Raw genomic sequence first — 25,964 nt, forward strand, 5'->3', positions numbered from 1 at the left:
ACGGCCTCAGAAAATCTGCTCGCGCTGCATGAATTCGGTCAGCACGCGGAACAACGTGAACCCATCCTCGGTGCCAATCAGCTCCCGAATGGAATGCATACCGAACTGGGGCACGCCAATATCCAGCGTGGTTACACCCAGGTTCCCCGCCGTCAGGGGCCCAATGGTGCTGCCACAGCCCATATCGCTCCGAACCACAAAGGTCTGGTGAGGCAACCCCAGCTCGTCACTGATGTGCCGGTAAACTGCTGCCGATCGACTGTTGGTGGCGTACCGCTGGTTATGGTTGACCTTGATCACCGGCCCCTGATTGAGAATCGGGCCATGATTCTCATCATGTTTATCCATGTAATTCGGATGAATGCCATGGGCATTGTCCGCCGACACCATCATTGAGTTGGCAATAGCACGAGCCTTGCCAGCGCCGACCCAGCGGTCCAGAACCGCTGTCAGGAACGGCCCTTGTGCACCTTCGGCAGACATACTGCCAACTTCCTCGTGATCGTTGCAGACCAGCAACGCGGCTTCGTCCCCGGAGGTTTTCAGCAGCGACTGGAGGCCAATGTAACAACTCAGAAGGTTGTCCAGGCGAGCCGAGGCGATGAAATCATCACGCAATCCGACAAACGAGGCTTCACGGGCATCGTAGAAACTGAGCTCGTAACCCAGGACCTTGCGGACAGTGAGCCCGGTCTCGGCCTTGACCTGCTGGGACAGCAGATCCACGAAGCTGGTGGTATCGCTCTCAGGAACCTGCATCAGAACCGGGGGCAGATCGGTCTGTGGGTTAACCGTGCGATTGCTGTTGGCTTCTCGATCAAGATGGATTGCCAGGCTCGGAATGAATGCCACAGGCTTACGGAAATCCACCAGGGTGTCCCGCACCTTGCCGTCTTCGTCCAGCACCGTCACCCGACCGGCCAGGGAAAGATCCCGGTCAAACCAGGGATTCAGCAACACACCACCGTAAACTTCAACACCTAACTGGAAGAAGCCCTTGCGGCGGAGCTCAGGGTTCGGCTTGACCTTCAGGCAGGGGCTGTCGGTATGAGCACCTACCATGCGGATTCCCGAGGTGGTGACATCTTTGCTGCCGGTTCGGAAGGCGACAATTGAGGAGCCGTTGCGGACAACGTAATAGCCCTGGTTGCTCACCAGCGACCAGTCTTCCCGCTCATCCAGCTCCTGAAACCCGGCCGCACTCAGCCGTTGTTTCATGGTGTCAACCGCATGCCAGGGTGTGGGGGAAGTGTTCAGAAACTTCAATAAATCTTTGTTAAATTCAGCGTGTTCCATGATGTCCCTGATTAAAAGATAATTGCGCCAACAGTATGGCATGAAGCCGTAAAGCCTCATACTGCGTCAACGGACATTCCCTATAACCGGGTCACAAATCAACCATCACCGGGAGCCCAACGTGCCAGCACCGAGATTTCTCGACATTGAATACTGCCAGACCGACGACGCGCTTTTTCCCACCGCCATGGCCTGGTCGCTGGAAGACGGCCGAATGAAAACCGTGGTCATCGCCCCTTCCGACGACTGGCTCCCGGAAGACGGTGACCTGGGCGATGTCGACCTCCTCTACCTTGAAGAACAGGGCGTGCCCCTGATCGAGCTGGCCCGGGAACTGCACCAGGATCTGCCCGACCAGACCGTCTTCGTGGACGGCCTCGATCCAGACGAGATTCTGGTAGACCTCATTTTCACGGCCGTGGCACAGGAGGCCCCGTTCGAAATCGCACCCATCAGTGAGCTGATCACAGGCCTGGACAGCGAAACCCTGGAAGACCGCCGCCGCCAGCTCCTGTTCGAGGAAAGCCTGGAACCCCAGTTGCCTGAAAATGGCGTCTACGCACTGCTGCTGATGGCGCGGGAAGAGGGCCTGTTCGACGAGGATTGAGAAACAGCAGGAATTGACAGGGGGAAGTGTGACACGGGTCGACGTAACAAACGGTTACACGAGGCAGAATCAGCCCGTATTCGCCCATGTCAGGAAGCCCGATAACAATGAACAAGGTTGTGCGAACGCCCCTCGTCTGTCCGCTTGTCCCTGCCCTGCTCCTCGCATCCCAGGCCGCCCTGGCCCAGGAAACGCCAAGGGCCGACAAACACTACATCGGGCTGCTGGCAACCACCTACAACCACCGCACCATCGGTGAAAACACCAAGGAAACCGCCTGGGGCACAGGCGGAACACTGGTGGTGGGTGGCCACATAACCGATCTGTTTCACGCCGAGCTGCGGGCCGGTGGCGGCTTCAAAGACGCCGAGGTACCGGACAGTGACCTGACGCTGAGCATTGACTACTACGCCAGCTGGTACATGGGCCTGCACTACCCGATCACCGACTATGCAAACCTCTACGGCCAGTTCGGCTTTTCCTATATCCACGGCGAAGGCGAGATCAGCGACCCCGCAAATGATCGCAACAACCCCTACCTGGATCTCGAAGGCGAGTTCCCGGACAGCGGCTTCTCCATCAGCTGGATTGCAGGGCTAGATTTCGAAGTGATGGACGATACGTTTCTGGTCTTCGAAGGCGGAAAGCTTTTCGAAGATACGGGAACGGATGTGAACACCTTCCAGTTTTCCGGCGGACTGCGATACGAGTTCTGAGAAACAGCTGACTCAGGCGTTCGCAAAGGCTGGATTGGCTGCCTCTCATGGAATGTGTGAAGCCATGGATGGCTTCACTCAAGCGCACATGGATGTGCTCGTAGCGGTTCCATGAGAGGCAGCCAATCCTACCGGTACCCCCGTAAATTCAGGCCTTGTGGCGAATATGCCAGCACCGGTGAATGCGGGCGTTGCGTTGAAAATCCTTGTCCAGGGTATCCCGCGTCACTTCAGCAACCTCGAACTCGCTTTCCAGTGTCTCGTCCAGCTTGAAGCGTCGGAAATTGTTGGAAAAGATCAGCAAACCGTCGGAACTCAACCTTGCCATGGCCTGCCTGACCAGCGTGGGATGATCCTTCTGGATATCCAGAACGCCGGCCATACGGGCAGAATTGGAAAAGGTCGGCGGATCCATGAAAATCAGGTCAAACCGTTGGTCCGCCGTTTTCCGGTCTGCCAGCCAGGCCAGGCAGTCTGCCTGCTCTACCCGATGCTTCTTGAGGTCGGCTCCGTTCAGCGCAAGGTTCTCCTCGGCCCAGCCGACATACGTCTTTGACATATCCAGACTGAGCGAGCGGCTGGCGCCTCCAACAACAGCGTGAACAGTGGCCGCGCCGGTATAACAGAACAGGTTCAGGAATCGCTGGTTTGCCGAGTGCTGCTGAATCCAGTACCGCACCGGCCGATGATCCAGAAACAGACCCGTGTCCAGATAATCCTTGAGGTTCACCTTCAACACGCAGCCGTGTTCGTGAACCCTGAAAAACTCGCCACTGGCTGCCTGCTTCTCGTACTGATTGGTGCCGGTTTGCCGCTGGCGCTGCTTGCACACCATATCCTCCGGCTCCACTCCCAGTGCTTCGGGAATGACTGCAAGGGCCTCCGCCAGGCGTTCTCGAGCAGCACGCTCATCCACCGATTTCGGGGCCGCATACTCCTGCACGTGCACCCGCCCCTCATAGATATCGATCGCCAACGCAAACTCCGGCATATCGGCATCGTAGAGGCGGTAGCAACCAATGCCCTGCTTTCTTGCCCACTGCCCAATGGTCTTCACGTTCTTCTTGAGGCGATTGCGCAACATGGCCGCGCGTTCCTCATTGGCAATTCGAGGGGTGACCTCACCGGGAATATCCGGGGTCCTCGGTGTCATGGCGCTCACTTCATTTATCTCGAACAGCAGCAACTGGGCGGGCAGCTTGCCGTTGAAAAGCCGGTATTGCTTGTAACTTCTCAATCCGATGGACTTGCCGAATTCCGGGGCTCCGGTAAATACACCGAGGCGCCAGCCTGGAACGCAGCGTTTAACCGCGTCGCCCAGTGCCTGGTACAAGCCGCCCAACTCCCTGCGCTCACTCAACCGCTCACCGTACGGGGGATTGGTTAGGACCAGCCCCTGATCAGACCAGTCGCCTTCCAGTTCCAGGGCATCGACTGCGCGAGCCTCAACGTGCACAACATTCTCCAGACCTGCCCTCTGGATGTTTTTCCAGGCGGTCCCGATGACCCGGCTATCCTGGTCAAAGCCCGCCATTCTTGGGATCCGCCCTTGCTTGCCCTCGTGGGCGCGACGCTCCGCCTCCTGGCGCAGCGATAACCAGAGCTCCGGCTGATGGCCCGGCCACTTCTCGAAACCGAACCTTTCCTGCTTGCGGCCGGGCGCCATATCCAGCGCCATCATGGCAGCTTCAACTACAAGGGTGCCTGACCCGCACATCGGGTCCACGAAGTCGCCGCCGGCGGCGGCGATCTCCGGCCAACCCGCTCGCATCAGCAATGCCGCGGCCAGGTTTTCCTTCAGGGGTGCCATGCCCTGATCGGTACGATAGCCGCGCATGTGCAGGCTGTGCCCGCTCAGATCAATGCCCAGGGACAAGCGGCCACGATTGAGTCGCGCGGAGACAATGACATCCGGGTTCTTGGCATCCACTGAAGGCCGCGGTCCGCCATTGGCCTGAAACCGGTCCACAATGCCGTCCTTGACCCTTTGAGCGCCATATTGAGTATTGCGGATGGCCTCGTTCTGACCGAGGAACGTAACGCGGAAACTGCCATGCACAGGAATGTGCTGCTGCCAGTCCATGTGCACAACGCCGTCATAGAGCTGATCGCCACTGTTGGCATCCACTTCATCAATGTGAAGGATCACCCGGTTGGCGAGACGCGACCATAAGCAGGCGCGATAACCACCCTCCAGAGAACCCTCCACCCAGACCCCGGCCGGGGCATTGCGTACGGTATCCAGACCAAAGGTGCTGAGCTCGTCCGCCAGTAGGTATTCCACCCCCTTCGGGCAGGTTACGAAAAATACAGATTTGGACAAGTTCAACTCCTGGTTCCTGGACGGCTTGAGGTAAGTTTCCGAAATAAGGGCTATTCCGAAAATCGCAGCAAAATTTTTAGTTCATATAACTATAAAAAAAGCGTCACATAGATGAAATAATTAGTGTACATCCGCTAAAGGTTCGACTTACCTTGTAAGTGACGCGTCGTTCCGGAAGGGTGCAAACCTTCCGTTAACAGGATCCTGACTGCTCTGGCTTGAGCTGACAATAGTGGGTTATCCCGGAGCGGATAACACTGGTCGCAGCCACTGCAGATGTGTACACGCTTGTTCTGTTAATCCATCAGTGAGGAACGGCATGAAAAGACAGAAAAGAGACATGTACGCTCGTGCATTCAAGCGGGGTTATCTCGCTGGCGTGTCCGGAAAATCCAAAGACAGCTGCCCGATTGAACAGGCGGAAGTTCGCCAGGAATGGCTGAACGGGTGGCGAGAAGGCCGCACAGATCAATGGGAGGGCATGACCGGCGTATCCGGCATCCATAAACTGGCTAACGTTACGACAGCGTGACGCCTCAACTAACCCCGATTCTTAATCTGATCTTTTTACACACAATTTGACGCAGTACTCAGAGCAACCCAAACGGGGCCTCCCGCCCCGTACCATGCGATGAAGCGCCACGGGGTTCATTCCCCGCTCGGGCCCGCTAAGCGGGCCCACCTTCGTTATGGGGCGCGGTAAATCACTTGACCTGCCGGATAGCCTCAACAGCCTCTTTAATAAGTTCAGGCCCCCGGTAAATAAAACCGGTGTAGATCTGGACCAGCTTGGCACCGGCCCGGACTTTCTCGGCCGCACTTTCACCGTCCATAATGCCGCCGACACCAATAATCGGTAGTGATTTCCCCAGTTCCGCGTAAAGCCCCCGGATAACCCTGAGAGAAGCCTCCCGCACCGGTGCACCGCTGAGGCCACCAGCCTCATCGGCATGGGTATGACCTGCCACGGCATCCCGACTGATCGTTGTATTAGTGGCAATCACGCCATCAAGGCCCGTCTCACGCAGGGCGGATGCCACGAAGCGGATACCGTCATCGTCCATGTCCGGGGCGATCTTCACAGCCACAGGCACGTACCGACCATGCTCCTTCTCACACTGGAGCTGTTCGTCCTTGATGGCCTCCAGAAGGCCTTTCAGAGAGTCTCCAAACTGCAAATCCCGAAGACCGGGCGTGTTGGGCGAGGACACATTCACCGTAATGTAATCGGCCCGACTGTAAACCGCCGATATCCCCTTCCGGTAATCGGATTCGGACTGGTCGTTGGGCGTGTCCTTGTTCTTGCCAACATTGATTCCAAGCACGCCCTTGTAGCGGCGCTGATCCACACGGGCCAGCAAGTGGTCCAGCCCCTCGTTGTTGAAACCCATCCGGTTAATGATGGCCTGATGCTCCGGCAGCCTAAACATCCGTGGTTTGGGGTTGCCGGGCTGCGCCAGAGGCGTCACGGTACCGACTTCAATAAAACCGAAGCCCAGGGCGCCAAGCGCATCGAGGTGATCGGCGTTCTTATCCAGACCTGCGGCAAGCCCGACGGGGTTCGGAAAATCCAGCCCCATAACATTCACTGGCAATGAATCTATCTTTGGTGAAAAAGCGCTCAAAACGCCTAATCGGTGCGCAAGATCGAGACCATTCAATGCAACATTGTGAGCTTGCTCCGCTGGAAGGCGGAAAAGCAGATTGCGGATAACGCCGTACATCTGAAAAAACTCCCCTGATCCAAGTGGGCGGAGTATACCGGAAGTTTTCCACAGCATCCCGGGATAGAACCAAATCAGCTGTAAATGACTGTATCATGGCACTCTCATGACCTTTTCCACGGAATCTGTGGATAAACCTGTTGAAAATCGCGGGGCAACGGTTGCCATCCCTTGATAACTGCGCCAATCTACAAATTGATCATTTTTTGACCAGTTATTTTTATTTTTATTTTCAATGATTTATATATTTTTCTCATGGCTGTCGACAAATACTAAACAAAATGTTACCCAGTCATCGTTCTGCAATGATGTGCATAAATCACTTGAAATCCCCTCTTTTAGCCACACCTGCCAAAGCCCGTGAGAATAACGTTATACTGACACCTGTCTTCTGATCTGGAGTGCATCAATGCAAGAGCCGATTTCCCCCGCCCAACAGCACCGGGAAAACCTCGCGGGCGAAATGAAGGCGGCCTCGCGCGTGACCATTATCGGAATGATTCTCGATGCCGTACTCGGGGTCATAAAAGTCATTGGTGGTGCTCTTTTTAACTCCCAGGCCCTGCTGGTGGATGGCATTCACTCGTTTACGGATGTTGCCTCTGATCTGGTTGTTCTTGGCGTCATGAAGGTGTCCCGCCAGGAGCCGGATGACGACCATCCTTACGGCCATCAGCGAATCGAAACCTTCGGCACTCTGGTTCTGGGCAGCATCCTGATTGCCGTTGGCGCCGCCCTGGCCTGGGAAAACACCCTACGCCTGATAGAGGGTGGCGTGGATACTGTGCCTGGCTGGCCGGTTCTGGTGGCAGCTGCAGCGTCTGTTGCGGGCAAGGAATGGATTTTCCGATACACACGCCACGTCGGCCTGAAGATCCGCTCGGATCTGATTATCGCCAACGCCTGGCACAGCCGAACTGATGCGTTCTCCTCAGTCGTGGTTCTGGTGTCCACGGCCGGAGCCATGCTCGGCATGGTCTGGCTTGATGTGTTCGCGGCGGTGGTGATCGCAGGCATCATTATCCACATTGGCTGGAAGTTTACCTGGGACAGCGTCAAGGAACTCGTGGATACCGGCCTCTCCCAGGAGGACACGGAGATGCTCAAGAGTATCGCCCGGGACACAGACGGAGTGCGCAACGTGCATGAGCTTCGCAGCCGTCGTATGGGGCACGACATTCTGCTGGATATTCACCTGGTGGTTCGTCCGGAAATCAGCGTATCAGAAGGGCATCAGATCGGCATGCAGGTTGTCTCGGGAATGCGGGATGCCCTGGACAACATCCGGGACATCAACTTCCACATCGACGCCGAAAACGACGAAGATCAGCCGCTGACCTCCGAGCGACTGCCCTCCCGTGAAGACATCCGGGCCATCCTGGCCCGACACCTGGGAGAGTTGCCGCAACACAGCCGGCTCCGGCTGCACTATCTGAAAAACAAGGTGCATCTGGAGCTGTTCCTGGACAGCCCCGAGGGTGAAACCGTCTTCTCATCCTCAAACATCAGGGAAGAGCTCGGTGATTACCCCTGGTTTGGGAGTGTCCGGGTCTGGGTGGCCGGCCCCTGAAAGCCGCCGGCCATAGAACCTAGCGACGCCTGTTCTCTTCCATCCTTGAAAGAAACTCCTGCATGATCAGGGTGTAGAGCTCGCCCCCCAGGAAGCGGTCTTCCACGCCCGCATCAATGCTCGGGTTGTCGTTGACTTCGATGACGGCAACCCGGTTGCCTGACTGTTTGATATCCACACCGTACAGCCCGTTGCCGATCAGTCTGGTGGCATTCAGGGCCGCCTGAATGACATTCCTTGGCACCTCATACGTGGGCATGGTCTCAAAGCCACCGCTCTCACTCTCGGATTCGCTGTGCTGATAGATCTGCCAGTGGCCTTTCACCATCATGTACTTGCAGGCGTAGATGGCCCGCCCACCGAGCACACCAATGCGCCAGTCGTAATCGGTGTAAAGGTATTCCTGAGCCAGCACCAGGGCGGACTGCTTGAACAGGTCTCTCAGCCCGGCACGGAGGGTCTTCTCGTCTTCGGCCTTGGTTACGCCGCGGGAAAACGCACCATCCGGGATCTTGATAACCACCGGAAAACCCAGCTCACTGATGACCTGCTCGACAGCGTTCTTCTGATCTTTCGACAGGATGAGTGTCTTGGGCGTGGGAACCTTGTTGTTCTTCAGGAGATCTGCAAGGAACACCTTGTTGGTGCACTTGAGGATCGACACCGGATCATCAATGACCACCATGCCCTCAGCGGCCGCCTTGCGGGCAAACCGGTAGGTGTGATGATCAATGGCAGTGGTCTCACGAATGAACAACCCATCGTATTCCGGCAGGCGCATATAATCCCGCCGGGTAATCTGCTCAACGTTGATACCCAGCTTGCGACCGGCTTTCTCGAAACGCTTCAGGGCAACCTTGTCACTCGGCGGCATCTCCTCATCGGGATTGACCAGCACCGCCAGATCATAGCGGTAACGGCGTCGGGTCCGTGGCTTACGCCAGACCATGCTGCTGAAACGATCCAGGGCCGCCGCGAACACGTCCTGCTCCTGCTCACCCAGATCCGCCGGAGCCGCCGGCTTCATGGACTCGATTTGCCACTGCTTGCGGCGCTTGAAAACAATTTCAAGAATCGGACAAGGGAACCGCTCGAACAGCGCCCGGGCGACCGGCTTCAGATCCGGGTGCTCGGCCTGGCCAAAGTAGGTCCGAATGCGCACTTCATGGGTGGCCGCGCGCTCATCACTGGCAGGGTCAATAGCGGAACCCGCCGCTTCGAGCCAGTTGATGACGCTTTCATCAAGCTCTTCCAGCTCAAGTGAAAACAGTCCTTTGCGGCCGAGATCATTGAGCGTCATCACCGAGGGTACGACATGGTGACCACGGGCCTCTGCCAGGAGTGAACAATAATACCCCTTGCTCAGGTAACGGGCGCTCTGACACAGGTTGATGACCCTCACCCGACTGGCGGGCGGAGCTGAGAACTGGAGGTACTGGTCAAACGTCAGCACGTCCTCACTGGGGTAATAAGGCGCCCAGTCTTTGGCGCGGTCCACTACGATAAGCAATCGGGACATTGAAGGCATTCCTCCCTGAAAGGTCTTGCCTGTGGTAATTGTGGCCACAATACGCCGGTCACAATCGCTGCACAATCGGCGCATAATGCGTGCTTTTACGCATCCTTGTGGTCTTTGCGTTACCCTGACTCTCACACATAATAGCGGAGTACGGGAAGCCCACCAGCATGCCCTCCTCGCGTTTTTCAAGGCCGCCTCTCAATGCCTGATTTCCAGCTCCGACAAGCCTCCAGCAAGGACCTCGACGCCCTGGTCTTGCTCGAAAACCGGTGCTTCACCGAAGACCGCCTCTCTCGGCGGAGTTTTCGTCGCTTTCTGGAAATGCCCAGAGACCGCTTGATTGTGGCCGAGGCCGATGGCGAGCTGGTGGGCTACTGCCTGGTTCTGATGAGCGCTGCCACCCGGCTCGCCCGGATCTACTCCATTGCGGTGTCGCCAGCTGTGCGTGGCCAGGGCGTGGGCGAGAAACTGATACGGGAAGCAGAATCGGAGGCGGTGGAGGCTGGCCGTATCATCATGCGCCTGGAAGTCCGCGAGGATAACAGAGGCGCCATCAACCTCTACAAGCGCCTGGGCTATCGCCAGTTCGGCACCTACCGGGACTATTACGAAGACCACGGAGACGCCCTTCGCTTCGAGCGAAGGATTCTGTTCTACGAGCCTTCAAGAGAATTTCCGGCCGTTCCCTACTATCCGCAGACCACGGATTTCTCCTGCGGGCCGGCGGCGCTGATCATGGCGATGGCAGCTCTGGATGAACAGCAACCACTCACAACCCTGGAAGAACTCAGGCTTTGGCGAGAAGCGACCACCATATTTATGCTCGCCGGCCACGGCGGCTGCGGCCCTCATGGACTGGCGCTCGCAGCGTGGAATCGGGGTTTTGAAGCCAGCGCCTGGATCAGCATGGAAGGAGCCCTTTTCAAGGACACCGTCAGAAGCGAGGACAAGAAACGGGTACTGGAGCTGGTACACGAGGGCTTTTTACACGACATCGGCAAGACAGGCATTCAGCTACACCATGACCCGCTGACCCTCGAAGCGATGGAAGAAGCCCTTCACGAAGGCAGAATTCCGGTCATCCTGATCAGCACCTGGCAACTGAATCGCAGCCGCGTGCCCCATTGGGTCACCGTCTGCGCGATTGACGACCAGTTCGTGTACCTGCACGACCCGGAAATCGATGCTGAACTCGGCGAAACCGTGGCCGACAAGCAGTACCTGCCGGTCGACCGCCGGGTGTTCAGCCAGATTTCACGGTACGGCAGGAACCAGCCATTGCAGGCTGCGATCATCGTAGGGCCCAAGCGACCGGCCTGATCAGCCGGTCCGCAGTGCCGCCTCTTTCAGCTCGGCGATATCATCACGCAGGCGCGCAGCCGTCTCGAAATCCAGTTCGGAAGCGGCCTTGTACATTTCATCCTCAAGCCGGGACACCTCCTTGAGGACCTCCTCCGGCGATCGATTGCCAGCCTTGGCCCGATACTGTTCCGCCTCTTCGGCTGCTTTCTGCCCCGGGCGCTCGGCCTTGCGACGGCCACGGCCGCCGCCTCCGGCACCTTCCATGATGTCGGCAATCTTCTTGTTCAGGCCCTGCGGGGTAATGCCCTGTTCCAGGTTGTGAGCTTCCTGCTTGGCCCGGCGACGCTCTGTCTCATCAATAGCCCGCTGCATGGAGCCTGTAATCCGGTCACCGTAGAGAATGGCCTTGCCGTGGACATTCCGCGCCGCACGACCCATGGTCTGGATCAGTGAGCGCTCGGAGCGCAGGAAACCTTCCTTGTCAGCATCCAAGATGGCCACCAGCGAAACCTCGGGCATGTCCAGACCTTCCCGCAGCAGGTTGATGCCCACCAGCACATCGAATTCCCCCCGCCGGAGGTCCCGGATGATCTCCACGCGCTCGACGGTGTCGATGTCCGAGTGCAGATAGCGAACCTTGATGTCGTGTTCCATCAGGAAGTCGGTGAGATCCTCGGCCATACGCTTGGTCAGCGTGGTCACCAGAACCCGTTCCTTCACCTTCACCCGCGTATGGATCTCCGAAAGCAGATCGTCCACCTGGGTAGACGCGGGACGCACCTCGATTTCCGGGTCCAGCAGGCCGGTGGGGCGCACCACCTGTTCCACCACCTGACCCGCATGCTCGGCCTCGTAAGTGGACGGGGTTGCGGATACGAAGATCATCTGGGGCGCAATTCGCTCCCACTCTTCAAACTTCATGGGTCGGTTATCCAGCGCCGACGGGAGGCGGAAACCGTACTCAACAAGGGTTTCCTTCCGGGACCGGTCGCCCTTGTACATGGCGCCGATCTGGGGAATGGTCACGTGAGATTCATCCACCACCAGCAAGGCATTGGGCGGCAGGTAATCAAACAGTGTCGGCGGTGCCTCACCTGGGCGGCGACCCGAGAGATAGCGCGAGTAGTTCTCGATGCCATTGCAATAGCCCAGTTCCAGCATCATTTCGATGTCGTACCGGGTTCGCTCTTCCAGGCGTTGTGCTTCCACCAGGCGGTTGTTGTCCCGCAGCTGCTGCAGCCGCTCATCCAGCTCAACCTTGATATGCTCGACCGCATCCAGCACCGTCTGCCGGGGCGTCACATAATGCGATTTCGGGTAGATGGTGACCCGTGGCACTCGGCGCAGGACCTCACCGGTCAACGGGTCGAAATAGCTGAGATTCTCAACCTCGTCATCGAAGAGCTCGATGCGGATAGCTTCCTTCTCGGATTCCGCCGGGAATACATCGATCACATCGCCGCGTACCCGGTAATTGGCCCGGTGGAACTCGATATCGTTCCTGGTGTACTGAAGTTCGGCCAGGCGCCGGAGGATGTATCGCTGATCGATCTGATCGCCCCGGTCCAGATGCAGCATCATCTTCAGGTAAGACTGGGGGTCACCGAGGCCGTAGATAGACGACACCGTCGCCACAATGATGGCATCCGGTCTTTCCAGCAATGCCTTGGTAGCAGACAGACGCATCTGCTCAATGTGCTCGTTGATAGAAGCGTCTTTCTCGATAAACGTGTCCGACGAGGGCACGTAAGCTTCTGGCTGATAGTAGTCGTAGTAGGAAACGAAATATTCTACCGCATTGTCGGGAAAGAACTCCTTGAACTCACCATAGAGCTGGGCGGCCAGGGTCTTGTTATGGGCCATGATGATGGTGGGCCGCTGGACCTGCTGGATGACATTGGCGATGGTGAAGGTTTTACCGGAGCCGGTTACCCCCAGCAACGTCTGGTGTGCCAGACCGGATTGGATACCATCCACCAGCCCCTCGATTGCCTTGGGCTGATCGCCCGCTGGCTGGAACGGTGAATCAACCTGGAACACACCCTCTCTGGCGGAAACGTTTGCCTGATTACTGGCCATAACTGGCGGAAACCTCCGGTAAAACCGACGCACGGGCGAAACAGCCCCTGCCATTCGAGAAATTTAGCGATACGCTGGCTTCATGATACCATCAGTGCGATCGACGGCTGGGCGTAAATCAGCCAGCAGCTCTGGCACCCGGCGGTCGCAGCCCTATCAGACGCAGCTTTAAGGAGCGCAAGTTTGGACCTTCAACTTTCCAGCCGAGTACAGGCTATCAAGCCCTCTCCCACCCTCGCAGTCACCAACAAGGCAGCGGAACTCCGCGCAGCAGGCCAGGACATTATCGGCCTGGGTGCCGGCGAGCCGGACTTCGACACACCTGATCACATCAAACAGGCAGCCATTGAAGCCATCAATAACGGCCAGACAAAATACACTGCCGTGGATGGTACGCCAGCCCTGAAAAAAGCGATTATTGCGAAGTTCAAACGGGACAACGGCCTGGATTACGAAGCCAACCAGATACTGGTAAGCAGTGGTGGCAAACAGAGCTTTTTCAACCTCGCACTTGCCACACTGAACCCGGGTGACGAAGCCATCATCCCTGCTCCGTACTGGGTTTCCTACCCGGATATGGTGCTGGTGGCTGAAGGCAAACCCGTGATTATCGAAACCGGTGCTGAAACCCGCTTCAAGATCACTCCAGAGCAGCTGGAAAACGCAATTACCGAGCGTACCCGCCTGTTCGTGATCAACAGCCCCTCGAACCCGAGCGGCATGGCCTACACCCTCGAAGAGCTGCAGGCCATCGGCGAGGTGCTCAAGAAGCACCCGAACATCATGATCGCCACTGACGACATGTATGAGCCGATCCTCTGGACCGGCAAACCGTTCTGCAATATCCTGAACGCCACGCCTGAGCTGTATGACCGCACCTTCGTCCTGAATGGCGTATCCAAGGCTTACTCCATGACTGGCTGGCGTATCGGCTACGCCGCGGGGCCGGCGAAAATCATCGGTGCCATGAAGAAGATCCAGTCCCAGAGCACCTCCAACCCGGCCTCGATCTCCCAGGCAGCGGCACAGGCTGCGCTGGATGGCGATCAGGGCTGCGTAGGCGAGATGGTCAAGGCCTTCAAGGAACGCCACGACTGGCTGGTAGAAGCACTAAACAAGCTGCCAGGCGTTGAGTGCCTGAACGGCGACGGTACCTTCTATGTATTCCCCAGCTTCCAAGGCGCCATCGATGCGGATTCCAGCGTCAGCACCGACGTTGAATTCGCCGAGAAACTGCTGACCGACGCCGGCGTGGCACTGGTCCCGGGCTCAGCCTTCGGCTGCCCTGGCCACATGCGCCTGAGCTTTGCGACCAGCATGGAAAACCTAGAAAAGGCTGTCGAACGTCTTCAGAAAGCGCTTGGCTAAAAAGTTCTGGCCAGGGGTTGACGGGGCGGTATTGCCAACTTAATATACGCGCCTCGTCACACGACGACGTTCCCCGATAGCTCAGTTGGTAGAGCAACGGACTGTTAATCCGTTTGTCGCTGGTTCGAGCCCAGCTCGGGGAGCCACTATTCTAAAAGCCCGCTAATTCTCTGAGTTAGCGGGTTTTTTATTGCCCCGCTTTTCGGTTCAGACTTCGGTTGTTGAGAGCAAATCCTGCCCTAGCCTGCTCGTTGGCGGGACTGGTGCGGCTGTCATGGCTTTCCAAAACACGCTACAAGCACGTCCGTGTGCGCTTGTTTCGGGCCGTCCATGGCCCTCTACAGTTTTGGAAAGCCATGACAGCCACACCGTTCGACGGTGTACGTATCCGCAAAACAGACAAAACTCTCACAGAAAGCAGATAGTCAGTAGGTCGCAGTAGCCCACCGAACTCTGACGCAAGATATATCTGAGAAAGTTCGAAGAGGTGGTGTGGGGCCTCCCTCCCAAAAATGTCTGTGGCCAAGGATGGCCACAGCCAAGCGCACATGGATGTGCTCGTAGCGGTTTTTGGGAGGGAGGCCCCACACCACCAGACTCCAAACCATGCAGGCTAGGAGCCCAAATCAGACAAGAACCTAGAAACTAGGCGCCAATAACCTCAGAGTGAATAGCCTCCAAGGCAGCCAGCGGGTCATTTGCCTGGGTAATGGGACGACCGATTACCAGGTAGTCGGAACCGGCTTTGAGGGCATCGGTGGGGGTCATGATGCGCTGCTGATCGCCTTTATCGGCAGTCAACGGACGGATACCCGGCGTGATCAGCTTGAACTCGGCACCCTGCTCGGCTTTGAGCTTCGGTGCCTCTTGCGCGGAGCAGACGACGCCGTCGAGGCCGCAGTTCTTGGTAAGGGTTGCCAGGCGGGATACCTGGGCTTCCGGGGAATCGGTGATGCCGATACCGGCAAGATCGTCGGCGTTCATGCTGGTGAGGACCGTGACGGCAATCAACAGCGGGCGATCCGCTCCAAAGGTTTCCAGACGCTCCCGACAGGCGGTCATCATTTTCTCGCCGCCAGAGGCATGCACATTGACCATCCACACACCGAGATCGGCAGCGGCCGCAACCGCAGCTGAGGTAGTGTTCGGGATGTCATGGAATTTCAGGTCCAAGAATACGTCGAATCCACGCTTCTGAAGTCCTTCCACCAATTGCGGGCCGGAACGGGTGAACAGCTCCTTACCCACTTTCAGGCGGCATTTGCTCGGGTCCAGTTTGTCGACCAGCTCAAGGGCAGGATTCTGGGAGGGAAAATCGAGGGCGACGATGATCTTGGGATCGTTAGCGGTTTGCACGTTCACTTGTCCTGCAGAAATTCTGTAAAGGTTTATTCGGCTTCAACACCCTGGATCGGGCGCACAGTTTCCCATTGCTTGCAGCTTGGGCAAAGCCAGTGCAGCTGACGGCCAGAGAAACCACAGCTGACACAACGGTAGACGGGACGATTGGCGAGAATCAGGTGGCCAATACGGCTCACCAGCCTGCCCTCATCAGTGGTCATGCCCTTCTCATAGCCGGCCATTTCCACCAGCCTGAGCAAGCCACGGACACTCGGGCGGGTTTCCAGTTCCTGCCTGAGCAAGTCGATGGCAGCCGGTCGCCCCGAGGCACGCTCGACGGACTCCACCAGAGCCAGCAACAAACTGGTGCTCGGGTAGTTTTCGTAAAGCTTGCGCAGTTTTTTCGCCAACCGGCCAATGTCGCCGTGCTCATGCTCAAGTTTCATGAGCCGGTCGATGGCTTCCGGCCCAAACTCCGGGTTCTGTTCGAATACTTTCAGGCACTGGCTGCCTGCCTCGCGATAGCTGCCCTGACGAACCAGCAGCTTCATCATAATCAGATTGGCCCGTACGCAGGAGCGATCGTACTCAAGCGCCTCCTTGGCCAGTTTCTGGGCAGCCCAACGGTCGTCCTGTTTCAGGGACTCTTCCGACAGCTCGCATGTCAGGTAGGCCAGCACCTTGAACATTGCCGGGTCGGCGTCCCCACGTGTCAGCGTTCGGGCCACTTCGGCAGCCTTTGCCCATTCCTTTTCCTGTTGGTAGAGGTCGATGAGCTGCTGGGAGGAGTGCCGTCCGTAATCCTTGTCGCCCATCAACTGGTGCAGCAATGCCTCGGCGCGGTCAAGCAGCCCCGCGTTCAGGTAATCGCGGGCAAGCTCGAGAGTCACCTGCGGGGAGAATCTCGGGGGTAATTCGGGCCTGGCCAGAAGGTTCTGGTGGATCAGTATGGCGCGATCGGTTTCGCCCTTGTTGCGGAAATGGCTGCCAATGGAGAGGTGGAGACTGACCGTATCCTTGTTGACCGCAAGGGACTGGACGAAATTCTCAACCGCCTGGTCGGAGTAGTTCGTGAACAGGAACTGGAGACGGTCCTTCACCGATTCCTCATCGGAAATCGTTTTGCCGGATCGCCTGTCACCGCTTCCCAGCCGGCCCACAAGCCAGCCAACGGCGACTGCAACTGTCAGCAGCAGCCACTGTAATACGATATCCATTAAAGAGTCCGGTCGTTCTGGGCCCTGGATTTCTCCAATGCCTGCTCGGCGCGATCAAGTCGTTTCTGAAGGGTTCGCCGGGACACCGAGTTGCGAACGGTGGCCAGCATGGTCATCAGCACGCCAACAAGGGCGCCGACAACAAATGCCATGATAATCCAGACGGCAACACCATGAGGTTGGGTTTCAAACAACAGAAAGTTGAGGGAGACTGCCATTTGATTGTTGAGCGAGAATACCAGTGCCAGCAGAACCAGGACCAAAACCAACAGAATAATGAGGATCTTCTGCAATCCTGCCATAGCGATAGCACTCCCAAAGGGCATTGATGCCCGAATTATACGCGTTCCCTGAGCAGCTGTTAAAAGCCTTTCTTCAAGCTGTCGTTGACCTGCTCTCTCAATTCCTTGCCGGGTTTGAAGTGCGGCACATATTTGGCTGGCAACTGAACAGCCTCACCGGTTTTCGGATTGCGCCCGGTACGCGCGGCCCGGTGATGAAGGGAAAAACTGCCAAATCCCCGGATTTCTATTCTCTGACCATCGGCAAGCGACTGGGACATGTGCTCGATGATGGTTTTTACAGCCAGTTCGACATCTTTAACGGAGAGCTGAGTTTGCTTGGAAGCAATCAGCTCGACCAGTTCGGACTTCGTCATGAGGCGTTTCCCTCTTTCATTTTTATTCGGCCGTCGGTTACCGGATTCCCATGACTACCTAGTTTAGCCAAACCAGAAAAAAACACAAAAAAAACGGGCTCTTAGAGCCCGTTTTTTTCGTACCAACCGGAAGATTAGTCCTTGTTGGCGTTTTGCTGCTGCATCTGCTCCTTGATGAGATCACCGATGGTGGTCGCACCAGAGGAAGTTTCCGCAGTTTTGGTCCGCACATTTTCCAGTGCCTGCTTGTCGTCCTCAACATCTTTTGACTTCACAGACAGGTTGATGATGCGGTTCTTGCGGTCGATGCTGATGATCTTCGCTTCAACTTCTTCGCCTTCCTTCAGCGCGTTGCGTGCATCTTCAACACGGTCACGGCTGATTTCAGAGGCTTTCAGTACCGCTTCAACTTCGTCGTTCAGAGCAATGGTAGCTGCCTTGGCATCAACTGCAGACACGGTGCCCTTAACAATAGAGCCCTTGTCGTTCAGCTGAACAAACTCGGCGAACGGATCGCTCTCGAGCTGTTTGATACCCAGGGAGATACGCTCGCGCTCCGGATCAACAGACAGGATAACGGTTTCAACTTCGTCACCCTTCTTGTATTCACGAACCGCTTCTTCGCCAGTCTCGTTCCAGCTGATGTCAGACAGGTGAACCAGACCGTCGATGCCGCCATCCAGTCCGATGAAGATACCGAAGTCAGTAATTGACTTGATCTTGCCGGAGATGCGGTCGCCCTTGTTGAAGTTGCTGGAGAAATCTTCCCACGGGTTGGATACGCACTGCTTGATACCCAGGGAGATCCGACGACGCTCTTCGTCGATATCCAGAATCATCACGTCCACTTCGTCGCCTACCTGGACAACCTTGGACGGATGGATGTTCTTGTTGGTCCAGTCCATTTCGGAAACGTGAACCAGGCCTTCAACACCTTCTTCCAGCTCAGCAAAGCAGCCGTAGTCGGTCAGGTTGGTAACGCGTGCCTTGACCTTGGAACCTTCCGGGTAACGACCCTTGATATCAACCCAGGGATCTTCGCCCAGCTGCTTCAGGCCGAGGGAAACACGGTTACGCTCACGGTCAAACTTCAGGACCTTAACGCTGATTTCGTCGCCAACATTAACGATTTCGCTCGGATGCTTGATGCGCTTCCAGGCCATATCGGTAATGTGCAGCAGGCCGTCAACACCACCCAGATCCACGAACGCGCCGTAGTCGGTCAGGTTCTTGACGATACCCTTGATTTCCATACCCTCGGTCAGGGTTTCGAGCAGAGCTTCACGCTCAGCACTGTTCTCAGCTTCCAGAACGGCGCGGCGGGACACAACCACGTTGTTACGCTTCTGGTCGAGCTTGATAACCTTGAATTCGAGTTCTTTGTTCTCCAGGTGCGCGGTGTCGCGAACCGGACGAACATCAACCAGCGAGCCAGGCAGGAAGGCACGGATGCCGGCCAGATCGACGGTGAAACCACCCTTGACCTTACCGTTGATGATACCTTTAACCACTTCCTCAGCTTCGAAGGACTTCTCGAGTACCTTCCAGGCTTCTGCACGCTTGGCCTTTTCACGGGACAGACGGGTCTCACCGAAGCCGTCTTCAACAGCGTCGAGAGCTACATCGACAACGTCGCCGATAGCAATTTCCAACTCGCCTTTTTCGTTAAGGAACTGGGAGGCGGGGATAACGCCTTCGGACTTCAGTCCGGCGTTAACGGTGACCCAGTCGTTATCGACGTCTACAACGGTTCCCTGGACGATGGAACCCGGTTGCATGTCAATTTCTTTTAGGCTTTCTTCAAAAAGATCCGCAAAGCTCTCGCTCATTATGAGTCCTATATGATCAACGCAAGTGTACTCCGTGCCACCAGCAACACGGTCTGTTAACAAGTTCCGGACTAAGCCTGTGGCTGGCAGATAGCGCTACATCCGGCATTTCAACGACAAAAAGGTGTAGTCAGGCCTGACCTGCTGCGGCCATACACCTGTCCAACACCTCTTCTATACTCAACCCCGTAGAATCAATGACTTGCGCATCATCTGCGGGCTTGAGAGGGGCTGCGGAACGGTTCATATCCCGTTCATCACGAACCCGTATCTCCTCTAAAAGGGCGTCAATATTAACATCGACACCCGCGTCCTTCAACTGGCTATAGCGCCGCTGGGCCCTCTCCTCAGCGCTTGCCGTCAGGAAGATTTTTACCGGTGCATCCGGAAAAACCACCGTTCCCATATCACGGCCGTCGGCCACCAGGCCCGGCGCCTGCCGGAAGTCCCGCTGGCGTTGCAATAGCGCATCCCGGACCGGCTGCATGACCGCCACCTTCGAGGCGTTGTCGCCAGCCAATTCTGTACGTATATCTGCTGTCACATCCTGGCCGGCAAGAATCACTTTTACCGGCTCACCTTCCGGAGTGGGCTCAAAGGCCACATCCAGTCCGGCCGCGACTTTTACCAGGCCGTTCTCGTCATCCAGAGACACACCCTGGCGAACCGCGGCCAGCGCCGTCAGCCGGTAAAGGGCACCACTATCAAGAAGATGCCACCCAAGCTTTCGGGCCAGCATCTGGGTGATCGTGCCTTTGCCGGAACCTCCGGGACCATCAACGGTAATCACCGGCGCACTGCTATCAACCATTATTCAGCCCCCTCGGCTGAGATATTGATCCCCGTTCCTTGCGCAAGTTCCACAAAACCGGGGAAAGACGTAGCCACATTGGCACAGTCGTTCACCGTAATGTCACCCGCAGCGCGCAGGGAAGCGACCGCAAAGGACATCGCGATGCGATGGTCGCCATGACTGTTCACGGTACCGCCACCGATGGTCTGACCGCCATCGATAATAATGCCGTCAGGCGTGACGGTGGTCTCGACTCCCAGTGCAGCAAGGCCATCTGCCATCACCTGGATCCGGTCGCTTTCCTTGACCCGAAGTTCCTCTGCGCCCCGCAGCACCGTACGGCCATTGGCGCAGGCCGCGGCAATGAATAGCACCGGGAATTCGTCGATGGCCAGGGGCACCTGATCCTCAGGGATGTCGATGCCCTGGAGCTCCGCAGAGCGGACCCGAAGGTCAGCAACCGGCTCACCACCGATTTCGCGCTCGTCCAGAATCTCGATATTGGCGCCCATCTGATTCAGGATGTTGATCACACCAACCCTGGTCGGGTTCATACCAACGTGGCGAAGGATCAAATCGGAGCCCGGGGCAATACTGGCCGCGACCAGGAAAAACGCGGACGACGAAATATCGGCAGGCACATCAATATTGGTCGCCGTCAGTTTGCCGCCACCACTAACACTGGCGGTCGCACCATCACGGTGAACGTGATAGCCAAAACCCGCGAGCATGCGTTCGGTATGATCACGGGTAGGCGCGGGCTCGGTCACCGATGTACTGCCCTCGGCATAAAGCCCGGCCAGCAGAAGACACGATTTCACCTGGGCACTGGCCACCGGCATTTCATAGTGAATGCCGGACAGCTTCTGGCCACCACGGATTTTCAGTGGCGGGCGCCCCCCTTCTGCGGTATCGATAACGGCGCCCATCGCCCTGAGCGGATCGGCAACCCGCCCCATCGGGCGACCGGAGAGACTCGCATCGCCGGTCAGCTCGGAATCAAAGGGCTGGGCCGCCAGCAAACCGGCGAACAGCCGCATGGCGGTTCCCGAGTTACCCAGATACAGAGGCCCGCGGGGGGCCTGAAGCCCGTGCATGCCAACACCATGGATGCGAACAAAGCCGTCGTCCGGGCCTTCAATGGTAACGCCCATATCCCGGAATGCCTGGAGCGTCGCCAGGCTGTCTTCACCCTCCAGAAACCCTTTCACTTCGGTTACGCCATCTGCCAGAGCACCCAGCATGATGGACCGGTGCGACATTGACTTGTCGCCGGGCACCCGGATATCACCGGTGATCGCGCCACCGGGCTGAAGACGGAACGTTACCTGCTTTTCACTGTTGTTTGTCACGTAAGCCTGTCCTGAGAGCATCTTCGAAAAATGTTCACGCGCCGCCTTGGCGCGACTGAAAACCCGCAACAACGTGGCGCTGTCCTGATTGGCAATGGCAGTGCGCAGTTGTTCGAGGTCGTGGGTAAAGTGGTCAATGACACGAAGAACCGCATCACGGTTCGACAGAAAAATATCGTGCCACATCACCGGATCGCTGGCCGCAATCCGGGTGAAATCCCTGAAGCCACCGGCGGCGTACCGGAAGATGTCCATGTTCTCATCTTCACCCGCCAGGGTATCTACCAGGGAGAACGCGATCAGGTGGGGCAAGTGGCTGGTGGCTGCCAGCACCTCATCGTGATACGCCACCGACATGGTCAGCACCGTGGCACCGCATCCCTCCCAGAGCCCTTTCAGGCGAGCCAGGTGGGGCTGGCTGACATTGTCCGGCGGCGTAAGGATGACCTTGTGGTTGGCGAACAACTCGGGATTGGCCGCCCGGATGCCGCTCTTCTCGGAACCGGCAATGGGATGACCGGGAATAACCAGAGGCGACAAGCCGCCGAACACGGCCTCAACATCGGCTACGAAGCTGGATTTGGTACTACCGACATCCGTGAGTATCGCGTCCGGCTCCAGAGCCGGGCGAATCTGCTCAAGAACCGCGCGTGTTGCCCGTACCGGAACGGCAAGCACAACCAGGTCCGCGCCACGAACCGCATCAGACACCGTTGAAGCCGCCTGATCGATCACACCCAACCCTTTACCGAGCTGCAGTTCCTCAGTGCGATGATCCGCACCAACAACCGTACCCGCAAGCCCATTGCGACGGATCGCGCAGGCCAGGGAGCCACCGATAAGCCCCAGGCCAATCACCGCTACCCGTTTAAACAGAGGCTCGGAAGACGTCATATCAGTCGCTGAGCCCCGATGCAGTCAGGGCCTGGGCCAGAGCTTCAATAAAGCGCTCATTTTCTTCCGGCAGCCCTACGGACACCCGAAGATGTCTGGGCATGCCATAGCCCGCGATGGGCCGGACAATTACACCGTGTGCGAGCAGAGCCTGGTATACGCCCATGGCCTGCTCCCCCACTTCCACGGCAACGAAGTTCCCGGCCGACGGAATGTAACCGAGCCCCATCCGGTCAAACGCCTCCTGCAACTGACGAATGCCCGCTGTGTTCACATCCCGGGAACGCTGCAGGTAATCCTCATCATCCAGAACGGCAGTGGCGGCAGACAGGGCAACCGTATCCACGTTGAACGGCTGACGCACCCGGTTAAGAATGTCTGCAATGGCCGGCGAAGAGATACTGTAACCTACCCGCAGAGCCGCCAGACCCCAGGCTTTGGAGAACGTGCGGCAAACGATGAGATTCGGGAAACGGGCCAACAGCTCGACACCGTCCGGGTATTGATCACCGGTCAGGTATTCACAGTAGGCCTCATCCAGAACCACAAGCACGTTCTCGGGGATTTTCTTCAGGAACGCCTCAATGGCGTCCGCCGTGTGAACGGTACCCGTCGGGTTGTTCGGGTTGGCGACAAACACGAGGCGAGTGCGATCGGTAACCGCGGCAGCCATGGCGTCCAAATCGTGCCCCCATTCCCGGGCAGGCACAGACACACCCTTGGCACCGATGGCCTGGGTCACAAGGGGGTAGACAGCGAACGCGTACTGGGAGAAAACCACTTCGGAATCTGCATCGGCGAAACAACGGGTAATGACTTCCAGTACATCGTTGGAGCCGTTACCAAGGGTAATCTGATCCATCCCGACGTTCAGACGCTTCGACAGCGCCTGCTTCAGGTTGAATCCGTTGCCATCGGGATACAGACAAAGCTCGGAGAGGGCCTGCCGCGCCGCAGACAGCGCTTTTTCGCTCGGCCCCAGCGGGTTTTCGTTGCTCGCCAGCTTGATGATCTCTGCCGGATTGAGGCCAAGCTCACGGGCCAGCTCTTCAATCGGCTTGCCCGGCTGATAGGGTGAGAGGGCCTGTACGCCGCGAACCGCCAGGCTCTGGTAATCAATAGCCATAAATCGTCCTCGACACTCTTTGCTCAGAAACGCAGGTGCAGATACTTACAGAACGCCAATCGGGTAGGAACCCAGGCGTTTGAGCTCAACGGCCTCTTCATCCACTTCTGCCAGCACCTTCCGGACCTGTTCGTCTTCCATGTGTCCCTCAAAATCGATGTAGAACACATAGGCCCAGGTGCCACTTGGCGAGGGCCGCGTTTCGATTCTGGTCAGGCTGAGCCCGTGACGATGGAACGGCTCGAGGAGCTGATACAGAGCCCCCGGCTTGTTGCGCATGGACACCAGGATAGACGACTTGTCGTGGCCACTGGCCGGCACTTCCTCCCGGCCAATGATCAGGAAGCGGGTGGTATTGTCCGGGCGATCCTCAATGCTGTTCGCCAGCATCTCCAGACCATAAAGCTCGGCCGCCATATCACCGGCAATGGCCGCCGTGCCGGGCTCCTCGGCTGCGCGCCGGGCCGCTTCCGCATTGCTGGAGACGGTAACCCGCTCGATGCCGTAGCGGTGGGTGTCCAGCCATTGCCGGCATTGGGCAAACGATTGCTGATGGGAATAAATCCGGGTGATTTCCTGGTCGCCATGCTTCGGAGACACAAGCAGGTGATGGTGAATCCGAAGCTGAACCTCGCCGCAGATCTTCAGCGGCGAGGACATGAACATATCCAGGGTGTGGTTGATCATACCCTCGGTCGAGTTTTCGACCGGCACCACGCCGTAATGGGCAGCGCCGGATTCGACCTCCCGGAATACCGCATCAATGGCCGGCAAAGGCACGCTGACCACCGAGTGACCAAAATGCTTGAGCGCTGCCGCCTGTGTGAAGGTGCCAATCGGACCCAGGAAGGCAATGTGCATGGGCTTTTCCAGCGCCAGGCAGGCGGACATGATTTCCCGGAACAGACGGGCCATTTCCTCACCCGACAGCGGCCCCGGATTCTGTTCCTTGATGCGGCGAAGCACTTGGGCCTCCCGCTCGGGGCGATAGAAAAAGACGTCCTGCCCCGGATTGGCGGTCATTTTAACGTGTGCCACTTCCTGGGCACAGGCGGCCCTGGCACTGATCAGCTCCATGATCTTCTGATCAAGTTGATCGATCTCGTCCCGCAGCTCTCCGAGCCGAACCTGCTCATCACTCATGATCAGCCACGCTCCTTCGCAAATTCGGTCATGTAGTCGATCAGTGCATCGACACCGGCTTCTGGCATCGCGTTGTAGATGCTCGCACGCATTCCGCCAACCGACCGGTGGCCGGCCAGGTTCAGCAGGCCACGGGCATTGGCACCCTTCAGGAATTCACCGTTCAGGGCATCATCCGCCAGCGTGAATGGCACGTTCATCCAGGAGCGGAACCGCGGGTCGATGGGGTTGGCGTAGAACTCGTTGGTATCGATGAAATCGTAGAGCTTGCGGGCCTTGCGCAGGTTGATCTCACCCATGGCCTTCACACCGCCCTGCTCTTTCAGCCACTTGAACACCAGACCGGCCAGGTACCAGGAGTAGGTCGCCGGCGTGTTGTACATGGAGCCGTTATCTGCGATCACCTGATAATTCATCATGGTCGGGGTCTCCTTGCGGGCCTTGCCCAGGAGATCCTTGCGGATAATGACCACCACCAATCCCGAGGGACCGATGTTCTTCTGGGCACCGGCATAGATCACACCGAACCTGGAGACGTCCACCGGCCTCGACAGCATTGATGAGGACATGTCGGCCACCAGCGGCGTGCCCGGGCTATCCGGAATAAAACCGAATTCCAGGCCACCGATGGTCTCGTTGGGCGTGTAGTGCAGATACGCCGCGTCGGCACTGGTCTGCCAGGAGGATTGGTCCGGAATCGTGGTAAAGCCACTGTCTTCCGAACTCGCAACCACATTCACCTTGCCATAGCGACTGGCCTCGGCAATGGCCTTCTTGGACCAGATCCCGGTGTTCACGTAGTCCGCAGAGCCTTTTTCGCCCAGCAGATTCAGAGGAATGGTGGAAAACTGGCTGGACGCTCCACCCTGCATGAAAAGAACCGCGTAGTCGTCCGACACGCCGGCCAGTTCACGCAGATCTTTTTCTGCAGTTTCGGCAATCTGGACAAACTCGTCGCTGCGATGGCTCATTTCCATCACCGACATGCCGGTACCGCGCCAGTCGAGCATTTCATCCCGCGCCTGACGAAGCACGCTCTCCGGCAAGGTGGCCGGACCTGCACAAAAGTTATACGCCCTGCTCATGTTGCTGCTTTCTCTCAAGTCT

General features: G+C 57.5%; 21 protein-coding genes and 1 tRNA gene. 7 read left to right on the top strand and 15 right to left on the bottom strand.

Going from position 1 to position 25,964, the window contains the following annotated elements; translation table 11 throughout:
- Positions 1 to 6: 6 nt before the first annotated feature.
- Positions 7 to 1,296: a M18 family aminopeptidase gene (locus EDB94_RS17115; protein WP_041645161.1), complete on the bottom strand. Its 1,290-nt coding sequence runs from the start codon at positions 1,294 to 1,296 to the stop codon at positions 7 to 9.
- 121 nt (positions 1,297 to 1,417) lie between these two features.
- Here EDB94_RS17115 and EDB94_RS17120 point away from each other — a divergent pair, with 121 nt between their 5' ends.
- Both EDB94_RS17120 and EDB94_RS17125 read left to right on the top strand, forming a co-directional pair.
- A complete protein-coding gene (locus tag EDB94_RS17120; protein WP_014576806.1) occupies positions 1,418 to 1,903 on the top strand; it encodes a hypothetical protein in 486 nt (161 codons plus the stop codon).
- 107 nt (positions 1,904 to 2,010) lie between these two features.
- Entirely contained in the window at positions 2,011 to 2,619 is a 609-nt protein-coding gene (locus EDB94_RS17125; protein ID WP_108019033.1) for an outer membrane beta-barrel protein, read from the top strand.
- 148 nt (positions 2,620 to 2,767) lie between these two features.
- Here EDB94_RS17125 and rlmKL read toward each other — a convergent pair whose 3' ends face one another.
- Entirely contained in the window at positions 2,768 to 4,942 is a 2,175-nt protein-coding gene (rlmKL, locus tag EDB94_RS17130) for a bifunctional 23S rRNA (guanine(2069)-N(7))-methyltransferase RlmK/23S rRNA (guanine(2445)-N(2))-methyltransferase RlmL (RefSeq protein ID WP_108019034.1), read from the bottom strand.
- A gap of 319 nt (positions 4,943 to 5,261) precedes the next feature.
- On the opposite strand from rlmKL, the gene rmf reads away from it, so the two are divergent.
- A complete protein-coding gene (gene rmf, locus EDB94_RS17135; RefSeq protein ID WP_008172042.1) occupies positions 5,262 to 5,474 on the top strand; it encodes a ribosome modulation factor in 213 nt (70 codons plus the stop codon).
- Between the two features lie 172 nt (positions 5,475 to 5,646).
- Here the strand turns inward: rmf and EDB94_RS17140 are convergent, their stop codons facing one another.
- Positions 5,647 to 6,666 (bottom strand): quinone-dependent dihydroorotate dehydrogenase, encoded by a 1,020-nt coding sequence (locus EDB94_RS17140; RefSeq protein ID WP_108019035.1) that lies wholly within the window; start codon positions 6,664 to 6,666, stop codon positions 5,647 to 5,649.
- Between the two features lie 409 nt (positions 6,667 to 7,075).
- On the opposite strand from EDB94_RS17140, the gene EDB94_RS17145 reads away from it, so the two are divergent.
- Positions 7,076 to 8,236 carry a cation diffusion facilitator family transporter gene (locus tag EDB94_RS17145; protein WP_008172046.1) on the top strand — a complete coding sequence of 387 codons (1,161 nt, stop codon included), beginning with the start codon at positions 7,076 to 7,078 and terminating at the stop codon, positions 8,234 to 8,236.
- A 19-nt stretch (positions 8,237 to 8,255) separates the two neighbouring features.
- On the opposite strand, the gene EDB94_RS17150 is transcribed toward EDB94_RS17145, so the two are convergent.
- Positions 8,256 to 9,755, bottom strand: coding sequence for a RimK family protein (locus EDB94_RS17150; RefSeq protein WP_053114956.1), 1,500 nt, complete (start codon positions 9,753 to 9,755; stop codon positions 8,256 to 8,258).
- Between the two features lie 201 nt (positions 9,756 to 9,956).
- Between EDB94_RS17150 and rimI the strand changes: the two genes are divergently transcribed.
- Positions 9,957 to 11,075, top strand: a complete 1,119-nt coding sequence (gene rimI, locus EDB94_RS17155; protein ID WP_108019036.1) for a ribosomal protein S18-alanine N-acetyltransferase — start codon at positions 9,957 to 9,959, stop codon at positions 11,073 to 11,075.
- On the opposite strand, the gene uvrB is transcribed toward rimI, so the two are convergent.
- Positions 11,076 to 13,136 carry an excinuclease ABC subunit UvrB gene (uvrB, locus tag EDB94_RS17160; protein ID WP_053114954.1) on the bottom strand — a complete coding sequence of 687 codons (2,061 nt, stop codon included), beginning with the start codon at positions 13,134 to 13,136 and terminating at the stop codon, positions 11,076 to 11,078.
- A 183-nt stretch (positions 13,137 to 13,319) separates the two neighbouring features.
- On the opposite strand from uvrB, the gene EDB94_RS17165 reads away from it, so the two are divergent.
- On the top strand, positions 13,320 to 14,504 hold the full coding sequence (locus EDB94_RS17165) for a pyridoxal phosphate-dependent aminotransferase (protein ID WP_014576796.1): 1,185 nt from the start codon (positions 13,320 to 13,322) through the stop codon (positions 14,502 to 14,504).
- Positions 14,505 to 14,574: 70 nt separating this feature from the next.
- Positions 14,575 to 14,650, top strand: a tRNA-Asn gene (locus EDB94_RS17170).
- A 499-nt stretch (positions 14,651 to 15,149) separates the two neighbouring features.
- Here the strand turns inward: EDB94_RS17170 and pyrF are convergent.
- From pyrF to serC, 10 genes are all read right to left on the bottom strand, one after another.
- A complete protein-coding gene (gene pyrF, locus EDB94_RS17175) occupies positions 15,150 to 15,860 on the bottom strand; it encodes an orotidine-5'-phosphate decarboxylase (protein ID WP_108019037.1) in 711 nt (236 codons plus the stop codon).
- Between the two features lie 32 nt (positions 15,861 to 15,892).
- Positions 15,893 to 17,062 (bottom strand): lipopolysaccharide assembly protein LapB, encoded by a 1,170-nt coding sequence (gene lapB, locus EDB94_RS17180; RefSeq protein ID WP_008172059.1) that lies wholly within the window; start codon positions 17,060 to 17,062, stop codon positions 15,893 to 15,895.
- Complete coding sequence (locus EDB94_RS17185) at positions 17,062 to 17,364, bottom strand: LapA family protein (protein WP_008172060.1); 303 nt, start codon at positions 17,362 to 17,364, stop codon at positions 17,062 to 17,064. The genes lapB and EDB94_RS17185 overlap by 1 nt, the downstream gene beginning before the upstream one ends.
- Before the next feature lie 59 nt (positions 17,365 to 17,423).
- Complete coding sequence (locus tag EDB94_RS17190; RefSeq protein WP_008172061.1) at positions 17,424 to 17,720, bottom strand: integration host factor subunit beta; 297 nt, start codon at positions 17,718 to 17,720, stop codon at positions 17,424 to 17,426.
- Between the two features lie 134 nt (positions 17,721 to 17,854).
- The gene (gene rpsA / locus EDB94_RS17195; RefSeq protein ID WP_014576794.1) at positions 17,855 to 19,549 is read right to left on the bottom strand and encodes a 30S ribosomal protein S1; all 1,695 of its coding nucleotides are present in this window, start codon (positions 19,547 to 19,549) and stop codon (positions 17,855 to 17,857) included.
- Between the two features lie 130 nt (positions 19,550 to 19,679).
- Positions 19,680 to 20,360: a (d)CMP kinase gene (cmk, locus tag EDB94_RS17200; protein WP_108019038.1), complete on the bottom strand. Its 681-nt coding sequence runs from the start codon at positions 20,358 to 20,360 to the stop codon at positions 19,680 to 19,682.
- Positions 20,360 to 22,588, bottom strand: coding sequence for a bifunctional prephenate dehydrogenase/3-phosphoshikimate 1-carboxyvinyltransferase (locus tag EDB94_RS17205; protein ID WP_108019039.1), 2,229 nt, complete (start codon positions 22,586 to 22,588; stop codon positions 20,360 to 20,362). The genes cmk and EDB94_RS17205 overlap by 1 nt, the downstream gene beginning before the upstream one ends.
- Before the next feature lies 1 nt (position 22,589).
- Positions 22,590 to 23,714: a histidinol-phosphate transaminase gene (gene hisC, locus EDB94_RS17210; RefSeq protein WP_108019040.1), complete on the bottom strand. Its 1,125-nt coding sequence runs from the start codon at positions 23,712 to 23,714 to the stop codon at positions 22,590 to 22,592.
- A 45-nt stretch (positions 23,715 to 23,759) separates the two neighbouring features.
- The gene (gene pheA, locus EDB94_RS17215) at positions 23,760 to 24,857 is read right to left on the bottom strand and encodes a prephenate dehydratase (RefSeq protein ID WP_108019041.1); all 1,098 of its coding nucleotides are present in this window, start codon (positions 24,855 to 24,857) and stop codon (positions 23,760 to 23,762) included.
- 2 nt (positions 24,858 to 24,859) lie between these two features.
- Positions 24,860 to 25,942, bottom strand: coding sequence for a 3-phosphoserine/phosphohydroxythreonine transaminase (serC, locus tag EDB94_RS17220; protein WP_104271402.1), 1,083 nt, complete (start codon positions 25,940 to 25,942; stop codon positions 24,860 to 24,862).
- Positions 25,943 to 25,964 lie beyond the last annotated feature (22 nt).

Source organism: Marinobacter sp. 3-2 (assembly GCF_003751355.1).
Taxonomy (GTDB): domain Bacteria; phylum Pseudomonadota; class Gammaproteobacteria; order Pseudomonadales; family Oleiphilaceae; genus Marinobacter; species Marinobacter adhaerens.